General features: G+C 69.6%; 24 protein-coding genes and 1 other RNA gene. 15 read left to right on the top strand and 10 right to left on the bottom strand.

Features of this window, described 5'->3' with window-relative positions; all coding sequences use genetic code 11:
* Nucleotides 1-2: 2 nt before the first annotated feature.
* The 3 genes from AB0H71_RS25830 to AB0H71_RS25820 all read right to left on the bottom strand — a co-directional run bounded on the left by AB0H71_RS25830 (nucleotide 3) and on the right by AB0H71_RS25820 (nucleotide 2,965).
* Complete coding sequence (locus AB0H71_RS25830) at nucleotides 3-1,409, bottom strand: acyl-CoA dehydrogenase family protein (RefSeq protein WP_357025920.1); 1,407 nt, start codon at nucleotides 1,407-1,409, stop codon at nucleotides 3-5.
* A gap of 190 nt (nucleotides 1,410-1,599) precedes the next feature.
* Complete coding sequence (hisN, locus tag AB0H71_RS25825; protein WP_357025918.1) at nucleotides 1,600-2,382, bottom strand: histidinol-phosphatase; 783 nt, start codon at nucleotides 2,380-2,382, stop codon at nucleotides 1,600-1,602.
* Between the two features lie 10 nt (nucleotides 2,383-2,392).
* A complete protein-coding gene (locus tag AB0H71_RS25820; protein ID WP_357025916.1) occupies nucleotides 2,393-2,965 on the bottom strand; it encodes an NAD(P)H-dependent oxidoreductase in 573 nt (190 codons plus the stop codon).
* A 128-nt stretch (nucleotides 2,966-3,093) separates the two neighbouring features.
* On the opposite strand from AB0H71_RS25820, the gene AB0H71_RS25815 reads away from it, so the two are divergent.
* Complete coding sequence (locus AB0H71_RS25815) at nucleotides 3,094-4,065, top strand: helix-turn-helix transcriptional regulator (protein WP_357025915.1); 972 nt, start codon at nucleotides 3,094-3,096, stop codon at nucleotides 4,063-4,065.
* On the opposite strand, the gene AB0H71_RS25810 is transcribed toward AB0H71_RS25815, so the two are convergent.
* From AB0H71_RS25810 to AB0H71_RS25795, 4 genes are all read right to left on the bottom strand, one after another.
* Nucleotides 3,996-4,523 (bottom strand): DUF6301 family protein, encoded by a 528-nt coding sequence (locus AB0H71_RS25810; protein WP_357025913.1) that lies wholly within the window; start codon nucleotides 4,521-4,523, stop codon nucleotides 3,996-3,998. The two genes, AB0H71_RS25815 and AB0H71_RS25810, sit on opposite strands and share 70 nt — an antisense overlap.
* Complete coding sequence (locus tag AB0H71_RS25805; protein ID WP_357025911.1) at nucleotides 4,507-5,154, bottom strand: hypothetical protein; 648 nt, start codon at nucleotides 5,152-5,154, stop codon at nucleotides 4,507-4,509. The genes AB0H71_RS25810 and AB0H71_RS25805 overlap by 17 nt, the downstream gene beginning before the upstream one ends.
* A gap of 352 nt (nucleotides 5,155-5,506) precedes the next feature.
* Nucleotides 5,507-6,175 carry a DUF6301 family protein gene (locus AB0H71_RS25800; RefSeq protein ID WP_357025909.1) on the bottom strand — a complete coding sequence of 223 codons (669 nt, stop codon included), beginning with the start codon at nucleotides 6,173-6,175 and terminating at the stop codon, nucleotides 5,507-5,509.
* A 271-nt stretch (nucleotides 6,176-6,446) separates the two neighbouring features.
* Nucleotides 6,447-9,200, bottom strand: coding sequence for a DUF6301 family protein (locus tag AB0H71_RS25795; RefSeq protein WP_357025907.1), 2,754 nt, complete (start codon nucleotides 9,198-9,200; stop codon nucleotides 6,447-6,449).
* 360 nt (nucleotides 9,201-9,560) lie between these two features.
* Here AB0H71_RS25795 and prfB point away from each other — a divergent pair, with 360 nt between their 5' ends.
* The 12 genes from prfB (at nucleotide 9,561) to AB0H71_RS25735 (ending at nucleotide 19,845) form a co-directional block, all read left to right on the top strand.
* Nucleotides 9,561-10,682, top strand: a complete 1,122-nt coding sequence (gene prfB / locus AB0H71_RS25790) for a peptide chain release factor 2 (RefSeq protein WP_357025905.1) — start codon at nucleotides 9,561-9,563, stop codon at nucleotides 10,680-10,682.
* Between the two features lie 115 nt (nucleotides 10,683-10,797).
* Complete coding sequence (locus AB0H71_RS25785) at nucleotides 10,798-11,664, top strand: mechanosensitive ion channel family protein (RefSeq protein WP_357025903.1); 867 nt, start codon at nucleotides 10,798-10,800, stop codon at nucleotides 11,662-11,664.
* Nucleotides 11,651-11,806 (top strand): hypothetical protein, encoded by a 156-nt coding sequence (locus AB0H71_RS25780; protein ID WP_357025900.1) that lies wholly within the window; start codon nucleotides 11,651-11,653, stop codon nucleotides 11,804-11,806. Before AB0H71_RS25785 ends, AB0H71_RS25780 begins: the two co-directional genes overlap by 14 nt.
* Before the next feature lie 45 nt (nucleotides 11,807-11,851).
* Complete coding sequence (ftsE, locus tag AB0H71_RS25775) at nucleotides 11,852-12,541, top strand: cell division ATP-binding protein FtsE (protein WP_357025897.1); 690 nt, start codon at nucleotides 11,852-11,854, stop codon at nucleotides 12,539-12,541.
* Nucleotides 12,541-13,446, top strand: a complete 906-nt coding sequence (gene ftsX, locus AB0H71_RS25770; RefSeq protein WP_357025894.1) for a permease-like cell division protein FtsX — start codon at nucleotides 12,541-12,543, stop codon at nucleotides 13,444-13,446. Before ftsE ends, ftsX begins: the two co-directional genes overlap by 1 nt.
* Nucleotides 13,447-13,529: 83 nt before the next feature.
* Nucleotides 13,530-15,386 (top strand): DNA helicase RecQ, encoded by a 1,857-nt coding sequence (recQ, locus tag AB0H71_RS25765; RefSeq protein ID WP_357025892.1) that lies wholly within the window; start codon nucleotides 13,530-13,532, stop codon nucleotides 15,384-15,386.
* Nucleotides 15,386-16,441: a metallophosphoesterase gene (locus tag AB0H71_RS25760; protein ID WP_357025889.1), complete on the top strand. Its 1,056-nt coding sequence runs from the start codon at nucleotides 15,386-15,388 to the stop codon at nucleotides 16,439-16,441. The genes recQ and AB0H71_RS25760 overlap by 1 nt, the downstream gene beginning before the upstream one ends.
* Before the next feature lie 50 nt (nucleotides 16,442-16,491).
* The gene (locus tag AB0H71_RS25755; RefSeq protein ID WP_357025886.1) at nucleotides 16,492-16,704 is read left to right on the top strand and encodes a hypothetical protein; all 213 of its coding nucleotides are present in this window, start codon (nucleotides 16,492-16,494) and stop codon (nucleotides 16,702-16,704) included.
* A 48-nt stretch (nucleotides 16,705-16,752) separates the two neighbouring features.
* Nucleotides 16,753-17,226: an SsrA-binding protein SmpB gene (smpB, locus tag AB0H71_RS25750; protein WP_357025883.1), complete on the top strand. Its 474-nt coding sequence runs from the start codon at nucleotides 16,753-16,755 to the stop codon at nucleotides 17,224-17,226.
* Nucleotides 17,227-17,273: 47 nt separating this feature from the next.
* Nucleotides 17,274-17,642, top strand: a transfer-messenger RNA (tmRNA) gene (gene ssrA / locus AB0H71_RS25745).
* 193 nt (nucleotides 17,643-17,835) lie between these two features.
* Nucleotides 17,836-18,915, top strand: a complete 1,080-nt coding sequence (locus AB0H71_RS25740; RefSeq protein WP_357025880.1) for a hypothetical protein — start codon at nucleotides 17,836-17,838, stop codon at nucleotides 18,913-18,915.
* Between the two features lie 78 nt (nucleotides 18,916-18,993).
* The gene (locus AB0H71_RS25735; RefSeq protein WP_357025877.1) at nucleotides 18,994-19,845 is read left to right on the top strand and encodes a hypothetical protein; all 852 of its coding nucleotides are present in this window, start codon (nucleotides 18,994-18,996) and stop codon (nucleotides 19,843-19,845) included.
* A gap of 2 nt (nucleotides 19,846-19,847) precedes the next feature.
* Here AB0H71_RS25735 and AB0H71_RS25730 read toward each other — a convergent pair whose 3' ends face one another.
* The gene (locus tag AB0H71_RS25730) at nucleotides 19,848-20,528 is read right to left on the bottom strand and encodes a DUF899 family protein (RefSeq protein ID WP_357025875.1); all 681 of its coding nucleotides are present in this window, start codon (nucleotides 20,526-20,528) and stop codon (nucleotides 19,848-19,850) included.
* A 206-nt stretch (nucleotides 20,529-20,734) separates the two neighbouring features.
* On the opposite strand from AB0H71_RS25730, the gene AB0H71_RS25725 reads away from it, so the two are divergent.
* Nucleotides 20,735-21,526, top strand: a complete 792-nt coding sequence (locus tag AB0H71_RS25725; RefSeq protein ID WP_357025872.1) for an SAM-dependent methyltransferase — start codon at nucleotides 20,735-20,737, stop codon at nucleotides 21,524-21,526.
* Here AB0H71_RS25725 and AB0H71_RS25720 read toward each other — a convergent pair.
* The gene (locus AB0H71_RS25720) at nucleotides 21,523-22,473 is read right to left on the bottom strand and encodes a hypothetical protein (RefSeq protein ID WP_357025870.1); all 951 of its coding nucleotides are present in this window, start codon (nucleotides 22,471-22,473) and stop codon (nucleotides 21,523-21,525) included. The genes AB0H71_RS25725 and AB0H71_RS25720 overlap by 4 nt on opposite strands.
* 193 nt (nucleotides 22,474-22,666) lie before the next feature.
* On the opposite strand from AB0H71_RS25720, the gene AB0H71_RS25715 reads away from it, so the two are divergent.
* Nucleotides 22,667-23,707 carry an alpha/beta fold hydrolase gene (locus tag AB0H71_RS25715; protein ID WP_357025867.1) on the top strand — a complete coding sequence of 347 codons (1,041 nt, stop codon included), beginning with the start codon at nucleotides 22,667-22,669 and terminating at the stop codon, nucleotides 23,705-23,707.
* Nucleotides 23,708-23,711: 4 nt separating this feature from the next.
* On the opposite strand, the gene AB0H71_RS25710 is transcribed toward AB0H71_RS25715, so the two are convergent.
* Complete coding sequence (locus AB0H71_RS25710; protein WP_357025864.1) at nucleotides 23,712-25,343, bottom strand: TerD family protein; 1,632 nt, start codon at nucleotides 25,341-25,343, stop codon at nucleotides 23,712-23,714.
* Between the last annotated feature and the right edge of the window lie 8 nt (nucleotides 25,344-25,351).

Here is a 25,351-nt window from a genome sequence, read left to right as displayed (position 1 = left end):
AGTCAGATGAGGACGATGCCCTCGGCCACGCCGATGGCCCGCAGGTCGCGGTACCAGCGCTCGACCGGGTGTTCCTTGGTGAAGCCGTGGCCGCCGAGCAGCTGCACGCCGTCCAGGCCGATCTGCATGCCCTTGTCCGAGGCGAGCTTGCGGGCCAGCGCGGCCTCGCGGCCGAAGGAGAGCCCCTGCTCGGCGCGGGAGGCGCCGCGCAGCGTGACCAGCCGCAGCCCGTCCAGCTCGATCGCGATATTGGCGACCATGAAGGCGACGGCCTGGCGGTGCGAGACCGGCTCGCCGAACGCCTCGCGCTCGTTCACGTACGGAATCACGTAGTCGAGTACGGCGCGGCCGGTGCCCGCCGCCAGCGAGGCCCAGCCCAGCCGGGCCAGCCGCACCGCGTCGGCGTACTCCGCGGCGCGGGTGGCGGCATCGCCGTCGCCCAGGATCGCCTCGGTGCTCACCGCGACGTCGTCCAGGATCAGCCTGCCGAGGCCGCCGGCGCGCAGCCCCATGCTGGGATCGGCCTCGACGACCAGCCCCTTGCTGTCCGACTCCACCAGGAAGAGCGCCGGGCGCCCGTCCAGCTCGGCGGCGATCACGAAGAGCTCGGCCTGCGCGGCGGCGGGCACCAGGCTCTTCACGCCGGTCAGCCGGTAGCCGCTGGGCGAGCGGACCGCCTTAGTCTGCAGCGCGAACGGGTCGAAGAGCGCGCGCGGCTCGGAGATCACCACGGACGATTGCGGCACGTTCTCGCCGGTGTAGGCGGGCAGGTAGGTCTTCTGCTGCGCGTCGGTGCCCCACTGCGAGAGCGCGACCGCGACCCCGCTCGGCGCCAGGATCGGCAGCGCCAGCCCCATGTCGCCGTGCGCCAGCGCCTCCGCGACCAGCGCGTTGGTGACCGCGCCGCGCTCGCTCGCCGCGCCCTCCAGCTCCTCGGGCACGTTGATCAGCGTGATGCCGAGCTCGGCGGCGCGCTCCAGCAGGTCCTTGGGCGCGGCGGCGGCGTGGTCGGCGTCGTGCGCGGCCGGGCGCAGGATCTCGGCGGCGAACTCCTTGACCGTCTCGACGATCATCTTCTGGTCGTCGGACGGGGTCAGGTCGAAGAACCCCTTGGACTTGGCCTCGTTGTCCGGCAGCCGCTTCGGCGCGCCGTTGCCCGCCACCCGGGAGAAGGCGCGGGTCGCCGCGCCGAGCGTGCGGAACCCGGTCCTGGTGCCCTCGTAGGTGGCGCGCTCGATCGGCTTGCGCAGGTTGTACTTCTCGGCGAGCTCCGAGCCGGTGATGGTGGTCATCACCCGCATGGCCGCGCCCATCCAGTCCCGCTTGGGCTGGTGCAGGCCGACGGCGGAGTCCTCGCTCCGGCCGGACTCCGGACGTCGCTTCGTCGCGCTGTCTCGCGTGCTCATCATCACCTGTTTTTCTCGAGCGTGGGGTGAGTTCTGGTCCCAGCTATCTTACTCCTGAGTAAGACTACCTTACTCCAGAGTAAGAAGTGCGTCGAGAGCCTGCTTGACCGGGGCCGGGCGCCAGTGTCCGCCGGGCCGCCGGGAGCGCGCCATCGCAGGCGCCGAGGGGTCCGTTTCGATCAAACGGTGAGCGTCAGGTGAGCCTGGTCAGCACGGTGTCGTGCAGCAGGCCGTTGCTGGCTATGGCGTCGCCGCCGTGCGGGCCGGGGTCGCCGTTCAGCGCGGTGAAGCGGCCGCCGGCCTCGCGGATCAGGATGTCCAGCGGGGCGAGGTCCCACAGCGAGACCTCCGGCTCGGTTGCGACGTCCACCGCACCCTCCGCGACCAGGCAGTACCCGAAGAAGTCGCCGTACCCGCGGACCCGCCAGACATCGTCGGTGAGCGCGAGGAAGTTCTCCCGCAGCCCGCGCTCGCGCCAGCCGGAGAGGCTGGAAAAGGCCAGGCTGGCGTCCGCGAGCTCCGCCACCTTCGACACCGTGATCGGCTGCGGCGCGCCGGGATGGAACCGCGTCCACGCGCCCGAGCCCTTCGCCGCCCACCACCGCCGGGCCAGCGCGGGCGCGCTCACCGCGCCGACGACCGGCACCCCGTCCTCCAGCAGCGCGATCAGCGTGGCCCAGACCGGCACGCCGCGCACGAAGTTCTTGGTGCCGTCGATCGGATCGATCACCCACTGCCTGCCGCTGAACTCCGCCGCGCCGCCGAACTCCTCACCGAGCACCGCGTCGCCCGCCCGGTGCTCGGCCAGCAGCCTGCGCAGCTCGCGCTCCACCGCGAGATCGGCGTCGGAGACCGGGGTGAGGTCCGGTTTGGCGTCGACCCGCAAATCGAGGGCGCCGAAGCGGGCCGCGGTGATGGTGTCGGCGGCGTCCGCCAGGGTCAGGGCGAGTTCGAGGTCGTCGGTGTAGGCAGCCACGGCATCGACCCTATCGAGCCGCTGCCAGCGCGGTCGCCCACCAGTGCATCTGGTCCAGCAGTTCTCGTGCCGCCGCGGCCGGTTCTTCCGGCTCGCGCAGCGAGCCGTTCTCGTCGAAGAGCAGGTAGTAGCGGGGGAACGAGACATAGTCGCGGACGGTGTGCGCGTTCAGCTCGGTGAAGACCTGCCGCAGGTGCTCGATGGCGAGCAGGCCGCCCGATGCCCCGCTGTACCCGACGAAGCCGACGGCCTTGTGCTCCCACGGGGTGAAGTGCCAGTCGATGGCGGCCTTGAGCGCGGCCGGATAGCTGCGGTTGTAGTCCGGGGTGACGATCACGAAGGCGTCGGCTCGTTCGAGGGCGGCGGTGAGGCCGCGCATGCCCTCGGGGCGTTCGGGGTTCGGGTCCATTCGCGGTGAGACGGCGGGGAGCCCGACCGGGAGTTCGTGGTCGGCGAGGTCGATCACGTCGACGGTGAATCGGCCGTCCTTCTCGGCGATCTCGGCGAACCAGCGCGCGACGGTCGGGCCGAAGCGGCCGTCGCGGACACTGCCGATGACGACGGCGAGACGCAGGGTGCTCATGGGTTTTCCTCCTCGGAAGTTCGGGTCGCCTCCGAGCTTCGGCGGGTCCGGCAGGCCGGGGGAGACCGCGGTGAGGGTGGTAGTGAGACGGCCACCCTCCGGGGCTCCGCGCGCCGTACCGTCGAAGGATGAACGAGCTCGGCTTCTTCCTGCGCAGCCGCCGCGAGGCGGTCACCCCCGCCCGCGTCGGGCTCCCCGCGGGCCCGCGCCGGCGCACCCCCGGCCTGCGCCGGGCCGAAGTCGCCACCCTCGCCGGAGTGAGCGTCGAATACATAGTCCGGCTCGAACAAGGCCGTGACCGGCGCCCATCTCCCTCGGTGCTCGCCGCTATCGCGGGCGTCCTCCAGCTGACGCCCAGCGAACGCATTCACCTGCACCGCCTCACCAAGGCGAGCGACCCCGGCTTCACCTGCATGGGCGACGCGATCCCCGCCCGCACCGTCCGCCCCTCGGTCCGCGCCATCCTCGGTCACCTGGAACCGGCCGCCGCCGCGGTCGTCAACCGTCTCGGCGACGTCCTCGCCCACACCGACGGCTACCGCCGCCTGATGGCTCCGACGGGCCTGCTCGACACCCCGTCCACCGCCAACCTCGCCCTCTTCATCTTCGGCGACGCCCGAGCCCGCGCCTTCTACCCCGACTGGGAGCACATCGCCGACCAGCAGGTAGCCGCGCTCAAACAGGGCCCCTTCCGCAATGACCCAGCGATAGCGGCTTTGGCCGACGAACTCGAGATCGTCGCTGGTACGGAGTTCACCCGCCGCGTCGCCACCGTCCCCAGCCTGCCCGCCGCCACCGGCACCACCCGCATCGAGCAACGCCGAGGCCGGGTCACTACGACTCACCCACGAAACCCTCGACCTCCCCGCCGACGACGACCAGCAGCTGCACGTCCACCTCCCGGCCGACGAGGCTACCTCCACCGCCCTGAACGAGCTCGCAGGCCGCCACCGTGGCGGGCTGCGCGCAATTTCGAACTGACCTCGCCTCGGCGCGTCTCAGCTTGCCGATCCGCCTCGCGCCGAGGCGGTCAGTCGTCGTCCGCCTCTTCCTCGGCCTCTCGCCTGGCAAGCTCTGTGATCTCCTCGTACCAATGGTGATAGGCGGGATTGATCAGGCTCACCCACACCTTCTGGCTACCCGGCGTCACCTCCAGAACGAGATGGGGAAATTCCCAGCGCAGCCCGCGCGTCGGCGCTGCCCACGAGCTTGTGGGGCCCTGCCGTAAGGTCACGAACAGCTGGTGCACGAATTCGTCGAATGCCTCGTCCACCGCGAGCTGTACCTCGGGATCATCGAGCACGACATCGGTGACGTCGAAGCCGATCCGGTTCAATTGGCCGGGCGGAAACGGCGAGGGCGGCACGGCGATGTTCGCCGAGGTTTCGGGTCGGTTCACCGCCAGATCTGTGACGAGGCGCGGGTACTCCTTGCCGATGTCGACCAGCGTCCACCCCACCGCCGCGGCGAAGACAGGGAGGTCCGCGACGGTCCATGACCAGGCGAATTCTTGCGCCGCGCGGACAGCGCGTACGGCGCGATCAATATCGACGTGCACGACGGTGAAGCCTCCTGGTCCGGCGAAAGGGGGCGGGCGGCGAGCCTGCTGTACTCTCCCACACCCGTCGAATCGCTTCGGCGTCACGATAAGTCAGGCATCGGAGAGCCTCGGCCTGCGAGACGACGTCGATCGGGACGGCTCTGGGCGTGATGGTGATGGTCAAGGACCGGTTGTCCCGTCCACGTCGTCGTGCCGCAGGGTTGGCAGGCGGCTGGAACGGTAGCGGGGCGAGCCAGGCGAGCGCCGGTGGGGCGCTCATCCCATTCCGAGCCAGATCCTCCGCCCAGGCCAGTGGGCCGCCGGTGGTGATCGGCTGGGCGATGCCGAACACGGTAGGCCCGGGGTTGCGTTCGGCCTCCGGTGTATCCGGTGCATTACCGGTTGTCTTCCCGATGATCGTATCGTCGGCGTCCCAGCCGTTGGCGGGTTCCTGTGTCGAACCGTAGAAGACGATGTTCCCGTCGGTGTCCGTTTTCGCGAGACGGTAGCCGACGCGGGCCGAGTCCTCCTTCTCGACCGCATCCCAGGCGTTGTTGTCGATCAGCCATTGTTTGAACTCGGGATCGTTCGCGGCGTCCTGTTTCAGTTTTGCCCAGAGATAGGGGTCCGTCATCTGTTGTGCGCGCATCGCTGTGAGACTGTCAGGGCCGTCGGGAACCATGGCGCCGCACCGCGACGATGTCGTGACTGTACGGTCCCTTGGGGCGCTGATTCACGGTCCACCCATCGGATCGCAGAACGGCGATAGCGCCTGCCTCACCGAGCAGTTCCTTGGCCCGGTCCTCCGGCCCTTTCGCGGCCCACCATTGAGAGATTACGAGTTCCACGGCGTCGCGGTCCAGCCCCCGGTCACGGAGGAGTTCCAGTTCCTGTGTTTTGACGCTCTCGTCGACCGATGTCAACCTACTCAGATCGCACCGGGCGCGAGGGCCTGCACGGTGTCAGCGCCAGTGCACCCGCGGTAGCGGCACCCCCGCTGGTCATGATGGCGCCCGGCCCCGTCCCGGCGGTCCCCGTCGGACCGCGGCGGTGGCGTCGTCCGCCGGTAGGTGCACGAGCCGCCCTTGCCGAGCTCGCAGGTCGACACCGGGGCGAGCTGTGGGCGGTCTCGTACTGACCTGGTGCCGAGACGGCCAGTCGTCTTCTTCCTCTTGCCTGGCAATCTCCGCCATCTCCTCGTTCCGCCGGAGGTAGGCGGGATTGATCAGGCTCACCCCGACCTTCCGGCTACTTGCCGTCACCTCGAGAACAAGATGGGGAAATTCCCAGTACAGGCCGCGCGTCGGCGTCGTCCACGAGTGTGTGGGGCGCAGCTGTACGGTCTGGAACAGCTGGTGCACGAGTTCGTCGAACGCCTTGTCGACGGCGGTCTTCACTTCGGGAACGTCGAGCACGACATCGGTGACGTTGAAGCCGGTCCGGTTCAGCTGGCCGGGCGGAAACGGGGAGGGCGGCACGGCGATACTCACCGGAGTGTGGGGCCCGTTCACTGCGAGATTTGTGATGAAGCGCGGATACTTCCTGTCGAAGTCGACCAGCGTCCACCCCACTGCCTTGGCGAAGGCAGGGAGGTCAGCGACGGTCCATGACCAAGCGAATTCGCGCGCTGCGTGCACAGCTCGGATGGCGCGATCGATATCGACGCGCACGGCGGTCAGCCCCTCTGCTTGACGGGGCCGAGGGGCAGATGAACCGTCTCACACCGGCGGACGGGGGATCGGCGTCACGAGTACGTCAGGCAGCGGAGGGCCTCGTCCGGAGTGGTCGGCGCGCCGATCGCCGGGCCGCACCGAGCGAGGCTGCGGACTGCTCGCTCTCGTCACCCTGATCGCCATCTGCGGGCTGTGCTATTCAGCCGGTGCGCGGCCGGCGTATGGCTCGACGCGAAAATGGTACTTGTGTCCTCCGGCGGCGATCCGCTCAGTCGTCTTCCTCTTCCTGCCGCTCCTCTTCGGCACTCCGCGCCATCTCCTCGTCCCACTGGTGATAGGCGGGATTGTTCAAGCTCACGCAGACTTGGTGCTCACTGACCGTTACCTCGAGGACGAGTTCGGGAAGAGTCCAGCGCAGACCGCGGGTGGGCTCGATCCACCAACCGGTCGGTCGGAGCCGCACCGTTTCGAATACTCGTTGCACGAACTCGTCGAATACCGCGTGCAAAGCGGACTCCAGCTCGGGCTGGTCCACAACGACATCGGTGATATCGAAGGTGATCTGATTCAATTGCCCCGGCGGGAACGGCGAAGGCACTTCGGCGACGAATGTCATGGTGTCCGGCCGATTCACCTCGAGGTCTGTGACGAGGCCCGGATATCTCTCGCCGACATCGACCGTCCTCCATCCTGCCCGAGCGGCGAAAGCGGGCAGGTCTCCGGCGGTCCATGACCATGTGAACTCCCGCGCTGCCTGTATAGCTCGTATGGCGCCATCCATGTCGACCTGCACGATGGAGAACCCTTTCTGCTCGACACGGGGGGGGAGTGGGACCTGCGTGCCGCTCACCGCCGCGGACCGGGGTGGCTTCACGAGTAGGTCAGGCATCGGAGAGCCTCGTCCCGGCTGACTATATCGATCGGAGCGGGCGATGGTGTGATGGTGATGGTGAGGGATTGATTCTCCGGCTTGTGCCGTCGTGCGGGGATGAAGGCAGGGAGGTGCACCGGCGGTGCTGGGTACCTGTGTCGAGCCGTAGAAAGTAACGTTTCCGTTGGTATCGGTCTTGCCGAGCCGATAGCCGACCCTGGTCGGGTCTTCGTTCTCGACCGCATCCCAAACATTGTTGTCGATCAGCCACTGTTTGAATTCAAGATTCGCTGCGGCGTCTTCTTTCAGTTTTGCCCACAGGTAGGGGTCGGTCATCTGATGTGCGTTGATGTTGGTGGAGCTGTCGGGGCCATCGGGGACCGACGCACCTTTGCCCGGTTGTGGCTTCTTCCCTGGGATACCGCCCTTACTTTCCACGACGATCAGCTCGCCGTCACGAACGGCGACTATGTCGTGACTGCCGGAGCCCAGCGGCCGGTGATTCACTGTCCAGCCATCGGACCTCAATACCGCGATAGCTCCTTGCTCGCCGAGCCGCTCCTTGGCTCTATCCTCCGGCACCTTCCCATCCGACCAAACACCCAGGAAGTACCGGATAGTGCTGACGTCCACCCCGTGACTTCGCAGGGACAGCAACTCGCCGTCGCGCTTGCTCTTGTCAACCGACGTGAGGTTGCTGATGTCGGCGCCGGGGGCGAGCACCCGTATAGCGGCGAGTTGCATTTCGCGGTAGAGCCGGGTGATTTCCACCATCGCGATCGCTGCCGTGACCGGACCTCGATACTGTTCTTCGATATCGACCAGGTTCCAATGCTCGAGTTCGAACAGCAATGCTTTCAGGTGCAGGTCGCCCAAGACCTGCCCGGCAAATCTCCCGGGTCGTCCGCCCTCAGTGTTTCCGTGATCCCATACCAGCGAACCACCCAACCAGTACGCGCCTGGGCGCGGGACTCCTCTTTGGCCTGGTTTCGCACTGGGAAAGAGGACTTGCTCGGAGACCGTGCCGGAGTCCTCCGTTGGTGTCGGTCGAGGCGTGGAGGAAGCGCTGGCACCGCCGAGTCCGGGTTGAACGCTGATCGTCGGTTCTTGTCCGGGGTACGCCGAGGTGGCCGGTGGTGGCGGGGTGATCTCAGGGATGGAACCGGGGTCGATCGGGGTCGTGTTGCGTTTGTTGTATTCGTCGGTGCCGGGAACCATGCCCTGCTCGTACATCAGGTAGGTCAGTCCGGCCGCGACGGCGAGGGTGAGCCCGGCGCCGACCACCGCGCCGACCGGGCCGAGCGGTGCCCCGGCCGCGGCGCCGGTTCCGGCGGCTTCGACACCTGCGGTCAGAGCGAGGGCGCCCGCCGCCGCCGCGCCGCCTGCCATGGTGGTGCCCGTTCCCATTCCCGGCATCTGCCCGTCGGGGCCGGATTGGTGGGTGTTGCCTGCCCCGTCGATGGTGAACAGGTACTCGCCGCGGTCGTTGAGGACTGCCCAGCGGGGTAGCTCGCCGTCGGTGCCGGGGAGCCGGACCTTGGCTGCGGGCTGTCCCTGGCCCGGTGCGCCGAGGACGGGGGTGCCGTCGGGGCCGTAGGTGAGGTCGATGCTCTTGCCGTCGGCGAGGGGGACGTGCTGGGTTCGGGACCAGTAGGTGGGTTCTTCGCCGGGGACGATCAGGTTCCAGTCGGTGACCGAGGTTCCGTCCTCGTTGTGGCTGGTTCGTCCTTCGAATCGGCTTCCCGGCGGTGCGTATTCGAGCAGGAGCTGGCCTGCGAAGTCGATGCCGGGGGGCGGTGTGGCCGGAGTGCCCGGATGGCCGTCGGTGGTTGTGGGGAGCAGCAGCGATTCGAGGTCCTGAGGGACCTCGGCGGTGGCGCCGGGGTTGCCGGTTCGCGGGTAGGTGGTGGTGGATTCGGGGCGGGGGGTGGTGGTGTTGCTGGTGCCGGGAGTGCCCGATGGGCGGGGGTCGGCGGGGATTCCGAGTACGCCGGTGGGGTCGTAGGGGTTGGCTGCGCCCTGGGCCGGGCCGCCGCCGGGGAGTGGTGCGCCGTCCGGCCCCACGCCGATGAGCGGGTAGGGATCGAAGGCGTGGTGGGTTCCGCGTTTTCCGTCGAGACGGCGACCGGGATCGGGGTCTTGGATGGCCACAGCAATACCTCGCTGACACGAAAAGGGGCCGTTCCGATTGGAACGGCCCCTGAGAGGGGATCGCGGTACGGGTGGAGTCCGTCCGAGAGGGGAATACCGGCCGGGGGTTGCCTCGGCGGGCGGGAGCAGCAGCGACAGGTCATCCGCCGGGAGCCGGGAAGGCCGCCGGTACAGGGCGAAGGGGATTCGCGCGAATCGGGGGCCGGCATCTCGAGGTGCGGGCAGACCTGTGGCGCTGTGCCAAGTGTCACCGATTACCGCCGCGGCTGTCAACGGCAACCCCGAGCGAATCCTGCTCTGCGCTCGACACCGGGACCACGCTGCCGGGCTGCGATCCGCCGCCCGGTAACCTTGACCCTCGTGCATCCCGACGTCTCCGCAGCGCTGACCGAACTCGACACCACCCTCAAGACGGTGGAGTCGGTGCTCGACGTCGAGGAGCTGCGCCGCCGCATCGACGAGCTCGAGCACCAGGCCTCCGATCCGGACCTGTGGAACGACCAGGACCACGCCCAGCAGGTGACGAGCGAGCTGTCGCACGCGCAGAGCGAGCTGCGCCGCGTCTCCGAGCTGCGGCAGCGGCTGGAGGATCTGCCGGTCCTCTACGAGCTGGCGGAGGAAGAGGAGGGTGAGGCGCGCACCGCGGCGCTCGCCGACGCCGACGCCGAGCGCACCGCGCTGCACGGCGACATCGAGGCGATGGAGGTGCGCACGCTGCTCTCCGGCGAGTACGACAAGCGCGACGCGCTGGTCAATATCCGCGCGGGCGCGGGTGGCGTGGACGCCGCCGACTGGGCCGAGATGCTCATGCGCATGTACATCCGCTGGGCCGACCGGCACAAGTACGGCGTCGAGGTCTACGACACCTCCTACGCCGAAGAGGCCGGGATCAAGAGCGCCACCTTCGCGGTGAAGACGCCGTACGCCTACGGCACGCTCTCGGTGGAGATGGGCACGCACCGGCTGGTGCGGATCAGCCCGTTCGACAACCAGGGCCGCAGGCAGACGTCGTTCGCCGAGGTCGAGGTGCTGCCGGTGGTGGAGACCACCGACCACATCGAGATCCCCGAGGGCGATATCCGGGTGGATGTGTACCGTTCCTCCGGCCCGGGCGGGCAGAGCGTCAACACCACCGACTCGGCGGTGCGGCTCACCCACATCCCGACCGGCATCGTGGTGACCTGCCAGAACGAGAAGTCGCAGCTGCAGAACAAGATCTCGGCCATGCGCGTGCTGCAGGCCAAGCTGCTGGAGCGCAAGCGGCAGGAGGAGCGCGCCGAGATGGACGCGCTCAAGACCAACGAGGGCGCCTCCTGGGGCAACCAGATGCGCTCCTACGTGCTGCACCCCTACCAGATGGTCAAGGACCTGCGCACCAGCTACGAGGTGAACAACCCGAGCGCGGTGCTGGACGGCGAGATCGACGCCTTCATCGAATCCGGCATCCGCTGGCGCATGTCGGACGCCCAGCAGTCGGGGTAGGTTGCCGCTCAACCTTTTTCGGGGTTTCCGCGCTGAGGTCTGGATCGTGGCCGAATCGTTGTAATGTGGTCGGCGTGCGTGTTCCGGACAGTGGTGAATCTCGGAGGTGGTGGCGGTGAACGGGCTCGGTACGGCCCTGGCACTGGCGCCCGCGGCGGACACCACCGCCTGGCTACGCTCCAGCGGGCTGGAGATCGTGCTGCTGCTCCTCGGCGCGGTCCTGTTCAGCCGGTTCGCCACCTACATCCGGGATCGGGTGACCCGCAAGATCGACGCGGGGTTCCGCAGCAGTGACGCACTGGTGCGGTCCGAGGCGGCGAAGCACCGGCACGCGCTGGCCCAGGTGGTCACCTGGGTGGTGCTCACCGTCGCCTACGTGCTGATCGGGATGGAGGTGCTCGCCCGCCTCGGCTTCGCGGTCAGCGGGCTGGTCGCGCCCGCCGCGGTGCTCGGCGCCGCGCTCGGCTTCGGCGCGCAGCGGATCGTGCAGGACCTGCTGGCGGGGTTCTTCCTGATCACCGAGCGGCAGTACGGCTTCGGCGATGTGGTGAGCATCTCGGTGACCGGCTCGGCCGAGCAGGCCGAGGGCACGGTCGAGGACGTCACGCTCCGGATCACCACGCTGCGCAATGCCGACGGCGAGGTGATCACGGTGCCGAACGGGCAGATCGTGAAGGTCACCAACCTGTCCAAGGACTGGGCGCGGGCCGCGATCGACGTCCCGGTCTCGGCGAGCGCCGACATCACCCGCGTCAACGAGATCCTGCACGAGGTCGGCACCCGGGCCTACCAGGACAGCAAGCTGCAGCCGCTGCTGCTCGACGAGCCGTCGGTGATGGGCGTCGAGGATCTCACCGTCGATCAGATGAACATCCGCATGGTGGCGCGCACGCTGCCGGGCAAACAATTCGAAGTCGGTCGCGAGCTGCGGGTCCGGGTCGCCGCGGCGCTGCGCCGGGAAGGTATCAGTGAGACCACGTAAGTCCACGGCGATCCTGGTCACCGCCTGGGTGGCCACGTTCGTCCTGTATCTGTTCGTCAAGCCCGCGGAGCCGTCGACCTCGGGCCCGCAGTGGCCGTCGCTGGTCTCGGTGGTGGACAGTGTCCCTCTCCCCGCGCCGTAGCGGCGTGCGCGGATCCGGCAGGCACGCTGGCTAGACTGGCTCCCCGTGATCACCATGCGCAACGTCACCAAGTCGTACAAGACGTCGACGCGGCCCGCGCTGGACAACGTCACCGTCGAGATCGGCAAGGGCGAGTTCGTCTTCGTGATCGGCCCCTCCGGCTCCGGCAAGTCGACCTTCATGCGGCTGCTGCTCAAGGAGGAGACGCCGACCGAGGGTGAGATCCGGGTCGCCGATTTCCGGGTGAACCGGTTACCGGGCCGGAAGGTGCCGAAGCTGCGGCAGCGCATCGGCTGCGTGTTCCAGGACTTCCGGCTGCTGCAGCAGAAGACGGTGCAGCAGAATGTCGCCTTCGCGCTGGAGGTGATCGGCAAGCGGCGCGAGTTCATCGAGCGCACGGTCCCCGAGGTGCTGGAGATGGTCGGGCTCGGCGGCAAGGCCGACCGGCTGCCCTCCGAGCTCTCCGGCGGTGAGCAGCAGCGCGTCGCGATCGCGCGCGCCTTCGTCAACCGGCCGCTGGTGCTGCTCGCCGACGAGCCCACCGGCAACCTGGACCCCGACACCAGCGCCGACATCATGTACCTGCTGGAGCGGATCAACCGTATCGGCACCACCGTGGTGATGGCGACGCACGACAACAATATCGTCGACGCCATGCGCAGGCGCGTGGTCGAACTCGATCGCGGCAGGCTGATCCGCGACGATGCGATCGGCGTCTACGGAGTTGGTCACTGATGCGGCTGAGTTTCCTGTTCGGCGAGGTCTCCGAGGGGCTGCGCCGCAACATCACCATGACCATCGCCATGATCCTGACCACGGCGGTCTCGCTCACCATGCTCGGCGGCGGGCTGCTCGCGGTGCGCATCGCGGACAAGACCGAGCAGTACTTCCTGGACCGGCTGGAGGTGCGGCTCTACCTCACCGAGGAGATCTCGGCCACCGACCCGGACTGCTCGCAGCCGCTCTGCGGCGACCTGATGGCCGACCTCAAGGCGACCCCCGGCGTGGTCTCCGTGCAGTTCCTGAACCGGGACGACGCGGTGCGCGAGGCCAAGGAGAAGACCTTCAAGGACCAGCCCGAGCTGGCCCAGTACGTGAGCGAGACCCCGCTGCCCGCCTCACTGCGGGTGAAGATGACCGACGCCTCCAACTACCCGCTGATCCTGGAGGAGTACTCGCTGCGGCCCGGCGTCGGCACCGTGCGCAACGACAAGGACATCGTTGACCGGCTGGTCAGCCTGTTCGACGGATTGCGCAACGCCGCCTTCGGGCTCGCGGTGCTGCAGGCCGTCGCGGCGATCATGCTGATCGCCAATATGGTGCAGATCGCGGCCTTCACCCGGCGCACCGAGGTCGGCATCATGCGGCTGGTCGGCGCCACCCGCTGGTACACCCAGCTGCCGTTCCTGCTGGAGGCGGTGGTCGCCGCGCTGGCCGGCTCGCTGCTCGCGGTGATCGGGCTGGCGGTGGCGCGGCCCCTCGTCATCGACAGCGCGCTCGGCGACCTCTTCGACAGCAAGGTCTTCCCGCGGATCACCGGCGAGGACATCGCGACGACGGCGCTGGTGATCGCGCCGGTCGGCATCGTCTTCGCCGCCGCCACGGCGTACGCGACGCTGCGCTACTACGTCCGGGAGTGAGGGGTCCGTCCCCAGCCGGCGGTTCATCCACAGGCGGGCCTGCGCGGCTGTGCGCGGTCGCCGCGCACTCGTAGGATGGCCGCGTGGATTCACCCGCCGCGACCGCCCAGCTCGACCTCGGAACCGATGACGCCGCGCACGAAGTGCTACGCCGCGTCTTCGGCTACAGCGCTTTCCGCGGCGAGCAGCACGCCATCGTCTCGCACCTCGTCGATGGCGGCGACGCGCTCGTCCTGATGCCGACCGGCGGCGGCAAGTCGCTCTGCTACCAGGTGCCCGCGCTGGTGCGGCCCGGTACCGGTGTCGTGATCTCGCCGCTCATCGCGCTCATGCAGAACCAGGTGGACGCGCTGGCGGCGCTCGGCGTGCAGGCCGGGTTCCTGAACTCCTCGCAGAACATGGACGAGCGCCGCGAGGTCGAGCGCCGGTACGTCGCCGGCGAGCTCGACCTGCTCTACCTGGCCCCGGAGCGGCTGCGGCTGGAGTCCACCGGCCGGCTGCTCGATCGCGGCAAGATCGCGCTCTTCGCCATCGACGAGGCGCACTGCGTCTCCCAGTGGGGCCACGACTTCCGCCCCGACTACCTGGAACTCTCGGTGCTGCACCAGCGCTGGCCGGAGGTCCCGCGGATCGCGCTCACCGCCACCGCCACCGAGAAGACCCGCGAGGAGATCGTCCAGCGGCTCGACCTCGGCACCGCCCGGCGCTTCGTCGCCGGCTTCGACCGCCCGAACATCCAGTACCGCATCGAGCCGAAGAACCGCCCCGACAAGCAGCTGCTCGACTTCGTCAAGGCCGAGCACCCGGGCGACGCGGGCATCGTCTACTGCCTCTCCCGCAACTCGGTGGAGAAGACCGCCGCCATGCTGAACCAGAACGGCATCGCCGCGGTGCCCTACCACGCCGGGCTGGACAACCGGACCCGCGCCGAGAACCAGTCCCGCTTCCTGCGCGAGGACGGGCTCATCGTGGTCGCCACCATCGCCTTCGGCATGGGCATCGACAAACCCGATGTGCGCTTCGTCGCCCACCTCGACCTGCCCAAATCGGTGGAGGGGTACTACCAGGAGACCGGCCGCGCCGGCCGCGACGGGCTGCCCTCCACCGCCTGGATGGTCTACGGCCTGAGCGACGTGGTGCAGCAGCGCAAGCTGATCGAGAGCTCCGAGGGCGACGCCGCGCACCGCAGGCAGCTGCAGCTGCACCTGGACGCCATGCTCGCGCTCTGCGAGACGGTGAGCTGCCGCCGCACCCGGCTGCTCGCCTACTTCGGCCAGCCCGGCGACCCCTGCGGCAACTGCGACACCTGCCTCACCCCGCCGGAGACCTGGGACGGCACCGTCGCCGCGCAGAAGCTGCTCTCCGCGGTGCTGCGGCTGAAGCGCGAGCGCGGCCAGTCCTATGGCGCCGGGCACATCATCGACATCCTGCTCGGCAAGCAGAACGCCAAGGTGCAGCAGTACGACCACCACGAGCTGAGCGTCTTCGGCATCGGCACCGACCTGCGCGACACCGAGTGGCGCGGGGTGGTGCGGCAGCTGCTGGCCCAGGGGCTGCTCGCGGTGCACGGCGACTACGGGGTGCTCTCGATCACCGACGCAGGGAACGAGGTGCTCTTCGACGGCCGCCAGGTGCCCATGCGCCGGGAGCCGGAGCGCGCGGCACGGCCCTCGCGGTCGAGCCGCGGCGCCAAGGCCGCGGTCGCCGACCTGCCCGCCGCCGACGTCCCGGTCTTCGAGCGGCTGCGGCAGTGGCGCGCGAGCACCGCCAAGGAGCAGGGTGTCCCCGCCTACGTCGTCTTCCACGACGCCACGCTGCGCGAGATCGCCGCCCGCAAGCCGGGCAGCCTGAGCGAGCTCGGCGCCGTCGGCGGCGTCGGCGACAACAAGCTGGCCAAATACGGCGAGCAGCTGCTCGCCGCGCTCGCCGAGGAGAGTTGATGGCACTGGACAGACGCGGTTTCCTGGCGGGCGCCGCGATCACCGTGGCCGGGGTGCCGCTGCTCGGGCTCACCCCGGCGCAGGCGGTCACCCCCGTGGTGGCCAAGTACCCGTTCCCCTCCGGTGACGCGGTGCGCGTGCTGGTCACCGGCGACGCGGGCACCGGCACCGCCACCCAGTGGGCGGTCGCCGACGCGGCCCGCGCCGCGCACGCCCGCGCGCCCTTCGGCCTCGCGCTCGGCCTCGGCGACAATATCTACGAGCACGGCCCGGACAGCCCCGGCGACGTGCAGTTCGCCGAGAAGTTCGAGCACCCCAACCACGGCCTCGACTTCCCCTGGCTCATGGTGCTCGGCAACCACGACAACAGCTCGGCGCTGCCCGGCGACGGCGGCTGGCTGCTGCGCGGCAACGACGAGGTGGCCTACCACGCGCTCTCCGCGCGCTGGTGGATGCCGAGCCGGTACTACTCGGTGCGGGTGCCGGAGCAGAACCCGGTGGTCGAGTTCTTCGTGCTCGACATCAACCCGGCCGCCGCCTACCTGCCGCCGCTCGACCCGTACTGGTCCGGCACCGGCACCTTCATGACCGAGCAGGCCGCCTGGCTGGACCGCGCGCTCGCCGAGTCACCCGCGCAGTGGAAGGTGGCCTGCACGCACCAGCCGTTCTGGAGCAATGGCCCGCACGGCGACGCGGGCCGCTACGAGGGGCTCACCGTCGAGCCGGTGAACGGCGTGCACGTGCGCCGCTTCCTGGACGAGCACGTCCTCGGGCGCTGTCAGCTGCTCTTCTCCGGCCACGACCACACCCTCCAGGTGCTGGAACCGAGCCCGGCGACGCGCGGCACCACGCAGCTGGTCAGCGGCGCCGCCGCCAAGACCGCCACCGGGCTGCCGACCGGCGGGGCTGGCACCCACCCGGCCCGCTTCGACACCAGGCACCAGCTCGGCTTCATGGTCGCGGAGTTCCGCCGCGGCGGTATCGAATTGGAGGTCGTCACAGTGGATCCCGGCTCCGGCGCGGCATCGTCCGAATTCCGCGGTGCGCTGGCCTGACACGCCGCGAACACCCGGCGCGGCGGGCCCGCGCCGGTTACCGTGCTCGCATGGCGGATGATGACGCGCCGGAGATCGCCGGCGCCGCCGGCGGCGGCGAGGACGCGGGGCCACGCACCCCGCGCACGCACGACCCGGTCGAGACGGTGTGGCTCGGCACCAGGCGCCCCCCGCCGCCCCGGGTCGGCAGGCCGCGGCTCTCCACCGTGCTGCTCGTGCTCGCCTTCGCGGCCCTGCTGACCCTGTACATCATGCTGCGCTGAGCTCGGGCGGGAACAAAACCGTTGCGCCGCGGCTTTAAGGTTGACGTCATGAAGGAACAGGGGCGCAAGGTCATCGCGACCAACCGCAAGGCGCGGCACAACTACTCGATCCTCGATGTCTACGAGGCCGGGATCGCGCTGGTCGGCACCGAGGTCAAGAGCCTGCGCGAGGGCAAGGCCTCGCTGGTCGACGCCTTCGCCACGGTCGACAACGGCGAGGTGTGGCTGCGCGGGCTGCACATCCCGGAGTTCAGCCACGGCACCTGGACCAACCACTCCCCGCGCCGCGTGCGCAAGCTGCTGCTGCACAAGAAGGAGATCGAGCGCCTCGTCGGCAAGTCCCGCGAGGGCAACCAGACCCTGGTCCCGCTCTCCATGTACTTCTCCGACGGCAAGGTGAAGGTCGAGCTGGCCCTGGCCCGCGGCAAGCAGGACTACGACAAACGCCAGGACCTGGCCAAACGCGACGCCGAGCGCGAGGTCACCCGCATCCTCGGCCGCCGGATAAAGGGAATGCGCTGACCGCGTGAAGTGTTAAGATGACTAGCCCGCAGAGCGCGGGCGCGTACGGGGCTGAACGGTTTCGACTGCGTACGTTGATTCAGGGGAAGCGTGTCGGTGCAGGCAAGAGACCACCGTAAGCGTCGCTGCAACCAATTAAGCGCCGATTCTCATCAGCGCGAGTACGCCCTCGCTGCCTAAGCGATAGCGTCTCTGTCGGCCCAGGGCATGCCCTCGGCTCCGGTGCCGGCATCAGCTAGAGGGCTTACCGTCCGGCTCGGTCGCGGAGTCGTACGGGAGAGCAAACAGCGACTGGGATCGTCATCCCGGCTGGTCCGCGTGACCGGGAGATCCGAGTAGAGATACAGCGGACTGCACACGGAGAAGTCCTGAAGACACGACGGAGGACCCGGGTTCGATTCCCGGCAGCTCCACAGCAGGGCCCCTCACCTGATCGCAGGTGAGGGGCCTTTCTCGATATCCGGTCGGCTGCCGGGCACCGATCGGGCACATCCTCACCCGGCATCCGCCGGGGCGGGGTGCTGGCGACCATGCACCGGCTACCGGCGCGAAGACATGCGCCGAGCCGTGCCTTCGCCCTTCCCCCGCCGCACGGGTAAGAATGACATCGTGACGCGGTACGCATACGAGCCGAAGTCGGGCACACTGGTAGCGACCTGGGGGACCGGCAGGGGCGACATCGCCGAGACCATCGCCACCCTGCCGAAAACGGTGGAGCCCGAGGTGGCGCTGGTCCTGGCGGCGGCGCTGACCAAACTGTCCGAGTACCAGTGGCGCACCTATACCCACCCGGCGTCGGCGGCGGGCGATTCCGAGGTGCCGAACAGTGTGGCGTGGCACCGGGCCGAGGAGCGGAATCGGTTCGCGGAGGTCGAGGGGGCCGTGCGGGGGCCGAATCTGCCGGATGACGACGGGCTGATGGCGGTCTCGTACAGCGTGGTGGAGGAGGCGGCGCATCGGATCGGGCGGGTGGCGCATCTGATCGGGGACGCGGAGCTGATCGAGCTGCTCGCGGCCGAGGTGCGGACCGAGCAGGCGGCGATCGAGGCGGCGGAGCTTGGGGATCTGTCGGGGCGGGCGCGGCAGGCGGTGGAGCTGTCCAGGGCGGATATCTCGCCGGTGCAGGTGTTCGCGGCGGACGCGCTGCTGCACGCCGACCCGCTCGGCTCGATCGACCTGTTCACCGATATCGACCCGGCGGCAGCGGCGGTGGCGGCGGCGCGCTGGCTGCACCTGGCCGCGCAGGTCACCGCCGAGGCGGCGAGTGTGCACCCGGTGCACGTGGTCGCCGAGGCCGACAATCTGGAGGCGCTGCAGGTGGAGACGCCGACGCTGGTGCTGGAGCGGCTCTGCGCGGGCGAGAGTCCCACCGAGGTGGTGGTCGACCTGATCGCCGACGCGCTCGCCGCCGCCGAGGGCCGGGTGCGCAACCCGGCCCGCATCGTCGAGGCCGCGGAGGCGATCGAGCGGCGGATGCGCGGCGACGAACTCGACGAGGAGGGGCTCACCGCGCTCACCGACGAGTTCCGGATCTGCCGCCTCGACCCGTCCCGCCCCGCCGTCGACCTGCTCGAAGACCTGCTCGACGGGATCCGCGGCTGCTGGCTGCTCTACCGCGAGGAGCACGAGTCCGGGTTCGAGGAGGCGGTGCGGGCCGAGGGCGACAAGCAGAGCACGCCGCTGCTCTGAAGGACGCCGTTTCGAGGACTGCGGTCTGAGTTCGAAAGCTGTTCGCGCGGAGGGCTTTCAGGGGCTACTCTGCCGGTCGTGACCAGAAACGATTCTGCGAGCTGGCAGCCGTTCTCCGATCGCAATGCCGGACGACCGGCCGATGCGCGCTGGCACGAGGGCGTTCCGGAGTGGCTCGAACACCCCCTTCGGGAATGGCTCGACTCGCAATTCGTCGACGAGGGAACGCGTCGACAGGTGGCCGCCCGGCTTCGCTATGTGCCGGAGCGTGGATCGCGGTACTGGCGCGCGCGAAGTTTGCCCACCGTGGCGCTGCTCGAATGGGTGGACGCGACCCTGGATGTCATCAGCCGCGGGGAAAGCTTGTTCGATTCGCTGACTCCGATGGCGATCAGCGAGGTCGATGCGGTTCTCGAGGGCGCACGCTCGGTGTGGCGGGTGAGTAGCGGTGGGAACGCCCTCGAGCGACGGCATGACCAGGTCGTCACCGACGCGGTGCGGCAAGCCGGGGCCGCCGCCGACGCCGCGGGGCGGAGCGCCGCGGCGGCCCGCCTGCGCACGGCGTGGGACGCGGCGTTCCGATTCCACCCGGACCCGTCGGTCGCCTACCGAGAGGCGGTGCTTGCGGTCGAGGCCGCGGCGATCCCGGTCGTGGTCCCGCGGCAGGCGGGTGCCACGCTCGGGCACGTTCTCGGCCAACTCGATCGGCAGGGGCAGCTCTACCGCGTCGCGATTTGCGACCGGTCCGGCGTCTCGGCACCCACAACCGCCGTTGTCCAGATGATCCGTCTGCTGTGGGAGGGGCACACCGATCGACACGAGGGGGTGACTGCCGCGCTACCGATCACGGCGGAATCGGCGTGCATGGCCGTTACCCTCGCGGTGACGTTGGTCCAGTGGTTCACGTCGGGCGCTGTCCAGCCCCGCTGAGATCAGTCCCCGTAGGCCGCCGCGATCGTCTTGGAATCGCTCCACCGCGAGTAGGTGGGCGACTGCGGCCACCCCTCCGGCGAGTCCTGCCACTCCTCCTGGCGCCCGTAGGGCAACAGGTCGATGAGCGGGAAGGTGTGGCTGAGCTGCTCGGTGCCGCGGCCGTCGGTGTGCCAGGTGCGGTAGACGGTGTCGCCGTCGCGCAGGAAGACATTGACCGCGAAACCGGCGTCCGGCGGGGCGCCGATATCGCTGCCGAAGGGGCTGTTCGCGGTGGAGTACCAGGTCATTTTATTGCCGACCTTGCGTTTGTAGGCGAGCGCCTCGTCGATCGGGCCCTGGGTGACGATCACGAAGCGCGCGTCGTAGTTGTCCAGGAATTCGAGCCGGGTGTACTGCGAGGTGAACCCGGTGCAGCCGGGGCACTGCCACTCCTTGCCGGGGAACCACATGTGGCTGTAGACGATGAGCTGGGGTTTGCCCTCGAAGACGTCGGCCAGCGTGATCGGCCCGTCGGCGCCCTCCAGCGTGTACTCCGGCAGCTCGACCATCGGCAGCCGCCTGCGCTGCGCGGCGATCGCGTCGAGTTCCCTGGTCGCGGCCTTTTCCCTGGTCCGGAGCTCGGCGAGTTCGCGCTGCCAGGTCGCGGTGTCGACGACAGGCGGGAGTGCGTTCGTGCTCATGGTGTCCTCACTGGTCGGTGAAAAACGGTCCTGGGAATCGAGACGGGACGGGCGCGGCGAATTCATCGGTGCACGTGCAGCTGCCCTTGCGGACGACAAACCGCAGCGTTTGCACCGAAAACCATTGCGGGACAACTTCGTCGCCCCGCACCACGGGAAAAGCCCGAGTTGTTACCATCGGCCCGAAACAGGAAAGGGGCTGCGCGATGGCGGAGCACGAGCGGACACCGGCCGGAGTCGATCCTTCGCGGCCGAATTCGGCGCGTGTCTTCGACTACCTGCTCGGCGGCAAGGACAACTACGAGGTCGATCAGCGGGTGGCGCACCGCATGCTCGCGGTCGCGCCGGACACCCGCACGCTGGCCTGGTTCAGCAGGCAGTTCCTGCTCGGCGGGGTGCGACACGCGGCGGAGGCCGGGGTGCGGCAGTTCCTCGATCTCGGCTCCGGGCTGCCGACCTCGCCGAACGTGCACGAGACGGCGCGCGCGTACGACGCGGCGATCCCGGTGGTCGCGGTCGACAACGACCCGGTCGTGCTGGTGCACAGCAATGCCATTTTGACCGGGGTCACCGGCGTGACCGCCCTGCTCGGCGACGTCCGCGACGTGGACGACATCGTCGAGCGGGTGCGCGCGCAGCGGCTGCTCGACTTCGACCGGCCGATCGGGGTGCTGCTGGTCGGGGTGCTGCACTTCGTGATGGACGACGAGCACCCGGCGGAGATCCTGCGCCGGCTGCGGGCCGTGCTCGCGCCGGGCAGCTTCGTGGTGTTCACGCACGGCGCGGCGGAGAGCAACCGCGAGTTCATCGAGCGCTCGGAGAACGACACCGAGGGCAGCCCGGCGCAGGTCGCCTACCGCTCGGTGGAGCAGGTGCGCGAACTCTTCGACGGGTACGAGCTGCTCGAGCCCGGGGTGGTGCCGATCCAGGAGTGGCTCGGCGACGACCTGCCGGAGACCAAGCTGGTGCTGCTCGGCGGTATCGCCGAGCTCCGCTAGGGCGTACTCGCCAGCGCGTTCGCCCTGGTCACGAGCCGATCCGCCATGTCGCGCGGCACCCGGCCGAGCCCGCAGGCCGAGGCGACGCCGTCGACCCGGCGGCCGAGCGCGCGCTCGACCGTGCGCAGCGTCTCCTCCTGCTCGGCCGCGGACGGGGTGTCGTGCACCAGGCCCGCGTAGAAGCGGGTGCCGAGCGCGAGGTCGCGCAGCGGGGCGTAGAAGGCCGGGTCGGCGGGCGGCGGCACTTCGCCGGCGGCGAGCGGGCCGTGCACGAACTCCAGCGGCCTGCCCTTCGGCCACTGCCGCGCCACGGCATTGGCCAGGTCGACCAGCGGGCCGGTGTCGCGCAGCCGCGCCCGCGCCCGGTTGTGCAGGCTGCCGAGGCACAGGTGGACGCCGAAGCGGGTGCCCTCCGGTGCCGCGGCGGCCAGCGCGGCGATGCCGCGGCTCAGCCCGAGCGCCGCGTCGGCCCAGCGGTGCGCCGGTTGCAACCGGGCCGCGAGCACCAGCTCGGCGGTCGCCTCCAGCTGGATCACCACGTCGTCACCGGCGAGCTCGCGGATGGCGGTGATCTCGCGCACGGTGGCGGCGGTGAAGGCGGCGCGGTTCGCGCGCAGCCCGCCGGGGCCGACGGCGATGAAGGCCAGGGTGAAATCGGTGGGCATGCCGATCTGCAGGGCGAATCTCCGGTCACCGCGGAGCCGGTGGAAGAGCGGCAGCACCGACTCGGTCTCGCGGAGGTAGCCGAGGTCCATCCGGTCGGCGGTGAGCCGGGTGCCGCGGGCCGGGCGGTGCAGGGTTCGCTGCCTGCTGGACTGCCAGGTGCCTTGACGCTTGACCTCCAGCGCGCCCTGGCGCACCAGCTCCTCGATCACGGGCTGGATGTAGAACTCGTAGCGGTGCGTCTCGCCGGTGGGGAGGGTGTGCAGCGGCTCGGCGGAAAGCATTGCGCGCATTGCCTCTTCCGGTGTCGCTGCCGGAAAGCTCCCGACGAAATGTACGGCCCTGATGGCCTCGTTCTGCATCACCCGATCCTTCCGTTCGCGGATCAGGCTATGTCATAGCAGCGTGGAACATGATGGGTTGCAGCATCATTGCCGCCCTTGCGCGGTGCCCCGCGCGGGGCTAGCGTCGGCCGTGATGACGGGGAACAGCAGTACCGCAAGCATTTCCGGGCGGAGGTGGGCCGCGCGAGCACTGCTCGCGGTGGCCGCGCTGGCGCCGGCGCTCGTACCGAACACCGCGCAGGCGCAGCCCGATCCGGCGTGTGGCGCGCTCTCCTTCGCGGTGCCGCAGGGCCAGCTCGGGGCGACGCTCTGCCGCCCGGCCGGCGCCGAGACCGTCGTGGTGATGATGGCGGGCTCCAACTACAACCACCGCTACTGGGATTTCGGCTACCGCCCGGAGACCTACAACTTCCGGCAGGCGCTGAACCGCGCGGGCTACGCGACGCTGATCGTGGACCGGCTCGGCAACGGCACCAGCAGCAAACCGCCGAGCAGCACGCTCTCCGCCACCGCCAGCGCGAACGCGCTGCACGACATCGTGCAGGGGGCGCGGCGCGGGCTGGACGGCGCCGAGCCGTTCGCGAAGGTCGTCACCGCCGGGCACTCGCTGAGCTCCGGGATCGCCGTGCTGGAGGCGACGCAGCACCACGACGTGGACGGGGTACTGCTCACCGGCTACTCGCACACGCTCGAGGTGTCGCAGGTCATGGGCGTGATCTCCTCGTACCACCCGGCCGCGGGCGACCCGGCCTTCGTCGGCCGCAGCTACGACGACGGGTACCTCACCACCCGGCCGGGCACCCGCGCCGCCGCCTTCTACGGGCCGGACACCACCGACCCGGCGGTGCTCGCCGAGGACGAGCGGACCAAGGAGGTCTTCTCGCTCACCGAGTACCCGGACGGGCTCAGCTCGACCTTGCCGCCCATGTCCAATGGCATCGACGTGCCGGTCATGGTGGTCAACGGGTCGCTCGATCGGCTCTCCTGCGGGCCGGGGTTCGTGGCCTGCACGGATACCGCCACGTTGCTCGCCTCCGAGGCGCCGTTCTTCGAGCCCGCGGCTCGGTTGCGGGCGTTCGTGCTGCCCGGGAGCGGGCACTCGGTGAATCTGGCGACGAATACGGTCGCGTATCAGGGAGCTGTCGTGAATTGGCTGGACACCGAGATTCGCTGAGTCCTCAGATCCGCGCGCCTTTGGCGAGATTGCAGCCGCGGCAGAGGATCTGGAGGTTGCTCACGCTGGTGGCGCCGCCCCGGCTGAGCGGGATGACGTGGTCGAACTCCAGGTAGTGCTCGGCGCCGCACTCCACGCAGCGGCCGCCGTCACGCTGCCAGACCTCGCTCTTCACGTGCTGCGGGATCGCGCGGGTGTCGCGGCGGCCCGGGGCGAGGACCAGGCGTTTCGCGATCCGGAGCGCGCCCTCCAGGACGGCGGCCACGTAGTCGGGGTCGGGCACGCGGTAGGTGCCGCCGCCGCGTGCGGTGGTCGCCGCGATCACGACGCTGCCGTACTCGTGGCCGACCGACACGATCTTCTCCCACGGCGTCTCGGTGCCCGGCCCGGTGCCGACGAAGCGGAGCTTGCGGTTGCTGGCGATCAGCCGTCCCGACTGCTGGCGCGGGCCGCTCGCCAGGTAGCGCACCTGGGTCGCCGCGACGTCGACATGGACGATCTCGTCCGCCGAGAGGTGCAGCCCCTGGCGCTGGATGCGGGGGAGTTCGCCCGCCCTGACCTGGGTGAGGCTGCGGCCGCGCAGCATGCGCTGCCGCAGCTGCTCGATGTGCGGTGCGGCGGGTCCGAGGTCGCAGCAGGCCCGCAGCGCGGTGACCTCGGCATCGAAGCCGAGCATCTCGTGCTCCTCGATCTCGTCGTCGGCGAAGGCGAAGGTGACGACGCGCTCCAGATGCGCGACGGCGAGCGGGCGCAGCGCCGCGCTCCCGGTCGCGGCGTCGATGCGCTGGAAGCGGAGCGCGACCCACAGGGCGTCCCAGGCCGGGCCCTGCGGACCGGTGCTGGAGAGCACCTGCCACGCCTGGCCGCGCCACAGCCCGAGGAAGCCGGAGACGTCGTTCTCGCACCAGCGGCACGGTGGGGGAGTACCGAAGCGGGGCACTCGGGTGGCGCGCCCGCAGCGGCCACACACCCCGGGGGCGACGGGGATCAGTGGACGGGTCTCGTCGGCCCAGTGGGCGCCGTCCCACCAGCGCACCCGCGACGGGTCCTGGGCGTCCGTGTACCAGTCGGGGTCCAGGGTGGGCGCACCGTGCACCGGTGTGGGCGCGTTCCCGAGAGCGGGTGCGGCAACTGGTACGGGGTCGTCATCGATACCGACCCCGAACTCCTCGGCGAGCCCGCGCAGCCCGCTGTCCCACCCCTGGGTCACGTTGCGGAACTTCCACCCGCCGCCGCGCCGATAGAACTCCCCGAAGATCACCGCGCTCACGCTCTCGCCCTGATCGAGATCCAGATCGAAGGCCGCGCCGGTCGCCCTGACCTCGACCGTCAGCCCGGCGATGTCGCGAAAGCTGCCGGTATCCACCGACCCGGTGATCACGATCCGCTGCACCGACGGCTCGACCTTCGGCAGCACCACCTCCAGCGCGGCAGCGTTGCCGGTCGCCTCGCGCAATGTCACCGCGCCGGACGGATGCTTCGGCGCGTTGTAGAAGATGAAGTCGTCGTCGGTCCGGATTCGGCCGCTCGCATCCACGAGCAACGCTTGCGGGTCGACCTCGCCGTCGCGCCAGCCGAGGGCGACGACGACGGTATCGGTCGGAACGGGCGCGTTACCGCCCCTGCTGAGTTTCACGAGCTACC

This window comes from Nocardia sp. NPDC050697 (assembly GCF_040654395.1).
GTDB lineage: Bacteria > Actinomycetota > Actinomycetes > Mycobacteriales > Mycobacteriaceae > Nocardia.
The sequence above is the reverse complement of the archived record's forward strand: the minus strand, read 5'-3'. Positions and strand labels throughout refer to the sequence as shown.

Bases quoted from the DNA above. Each gene is read 5' to 3' on its own strand.
- AB0H71_RS25830 (WP_357025920.1), bottom strand. From the start codon at position 1,409: ATGATGAGCACGCGAGACAGCGCGACGAAGCGACGTCCGGAGTCCGGC.
- AB0H71_RS25820 (WP_357025916.1), bottom strand. From the start codon at position 2,965: ATGAGCACCCTGCGTCTCGCCGTCGTCATCGGCAGTGTCCGCGACGGC.
- AB0H71_RS25815 (WP_357025915.1), top strand. From the start codon at position 3,094: ATGAACGAGCTCGGCTTCTTCCTGCGCAGCCGCCGCGAGGCGGTCACC.
- AB0H71_RS25805 (WP_357025911.1), bottom strand. From the start codon at position 5,154: ATGCGCGCACAACAGATGACGGACCCCTATCTCTGGGCAAAACTGAAA.
- ftsX (WP_357025894.1), top strand. From the start codon at position 12,541: ATGCGGCTGAGTTTCCTGTTCGGCGAGGTCTCCGAGGGGCTGCGCCGC.
- AB0H71_RS25760 (WP_357025889.1), top strand. From the start codon at position 15,386: ATGGCACTGGACAGACGCGGTTTCCTGGCGGGCGCCGCGATCACCGTG.
- AB0H71_RS25755 (WP_357025886.1), top strand. From the start codon at position 16,492: ATGGCGGATGATGACGCGCCGGAGATCGCCGGCGCCGCCGGCGGCGGC.
- smpB (WP_357025883.1), top strand. From the start codon at position 16,753: ATGAAGGAACAGGGGCGCAAGGTCATCGCGACCAACCGCAAGGCGCGG.
- AB0H71_RS25730 (WP_357025875.1), bottom strand. From the start codon at position 20,528: ATGAGCACGAACGCACTCCCGCCTGTCGTCGACACCGCGACCTGGCAG.
- AB0H71_RS25725 (WP_357025872.1), top strand. From the start codon at position 20,735: ATGGCGGAGCACGAGCGGACACCGGCCGGAGTCGATCCTTCGCGGCCG.
- AB0H71_RS25720 (WP_357025870.1), bottom strand. From the start codon at position 22,473: ATGCTTTCCGCCGAGCCGCTGCACACCCTCCCCACCGGCGAGACGCAC.
- AB0H71_RS25715 (WP_357025867.1), top strand. From the start codon at position 22,667: ATGACGGGGAACAGCAGTACCGCAAGCATTTCCGGGCGGAGGTGGGCC.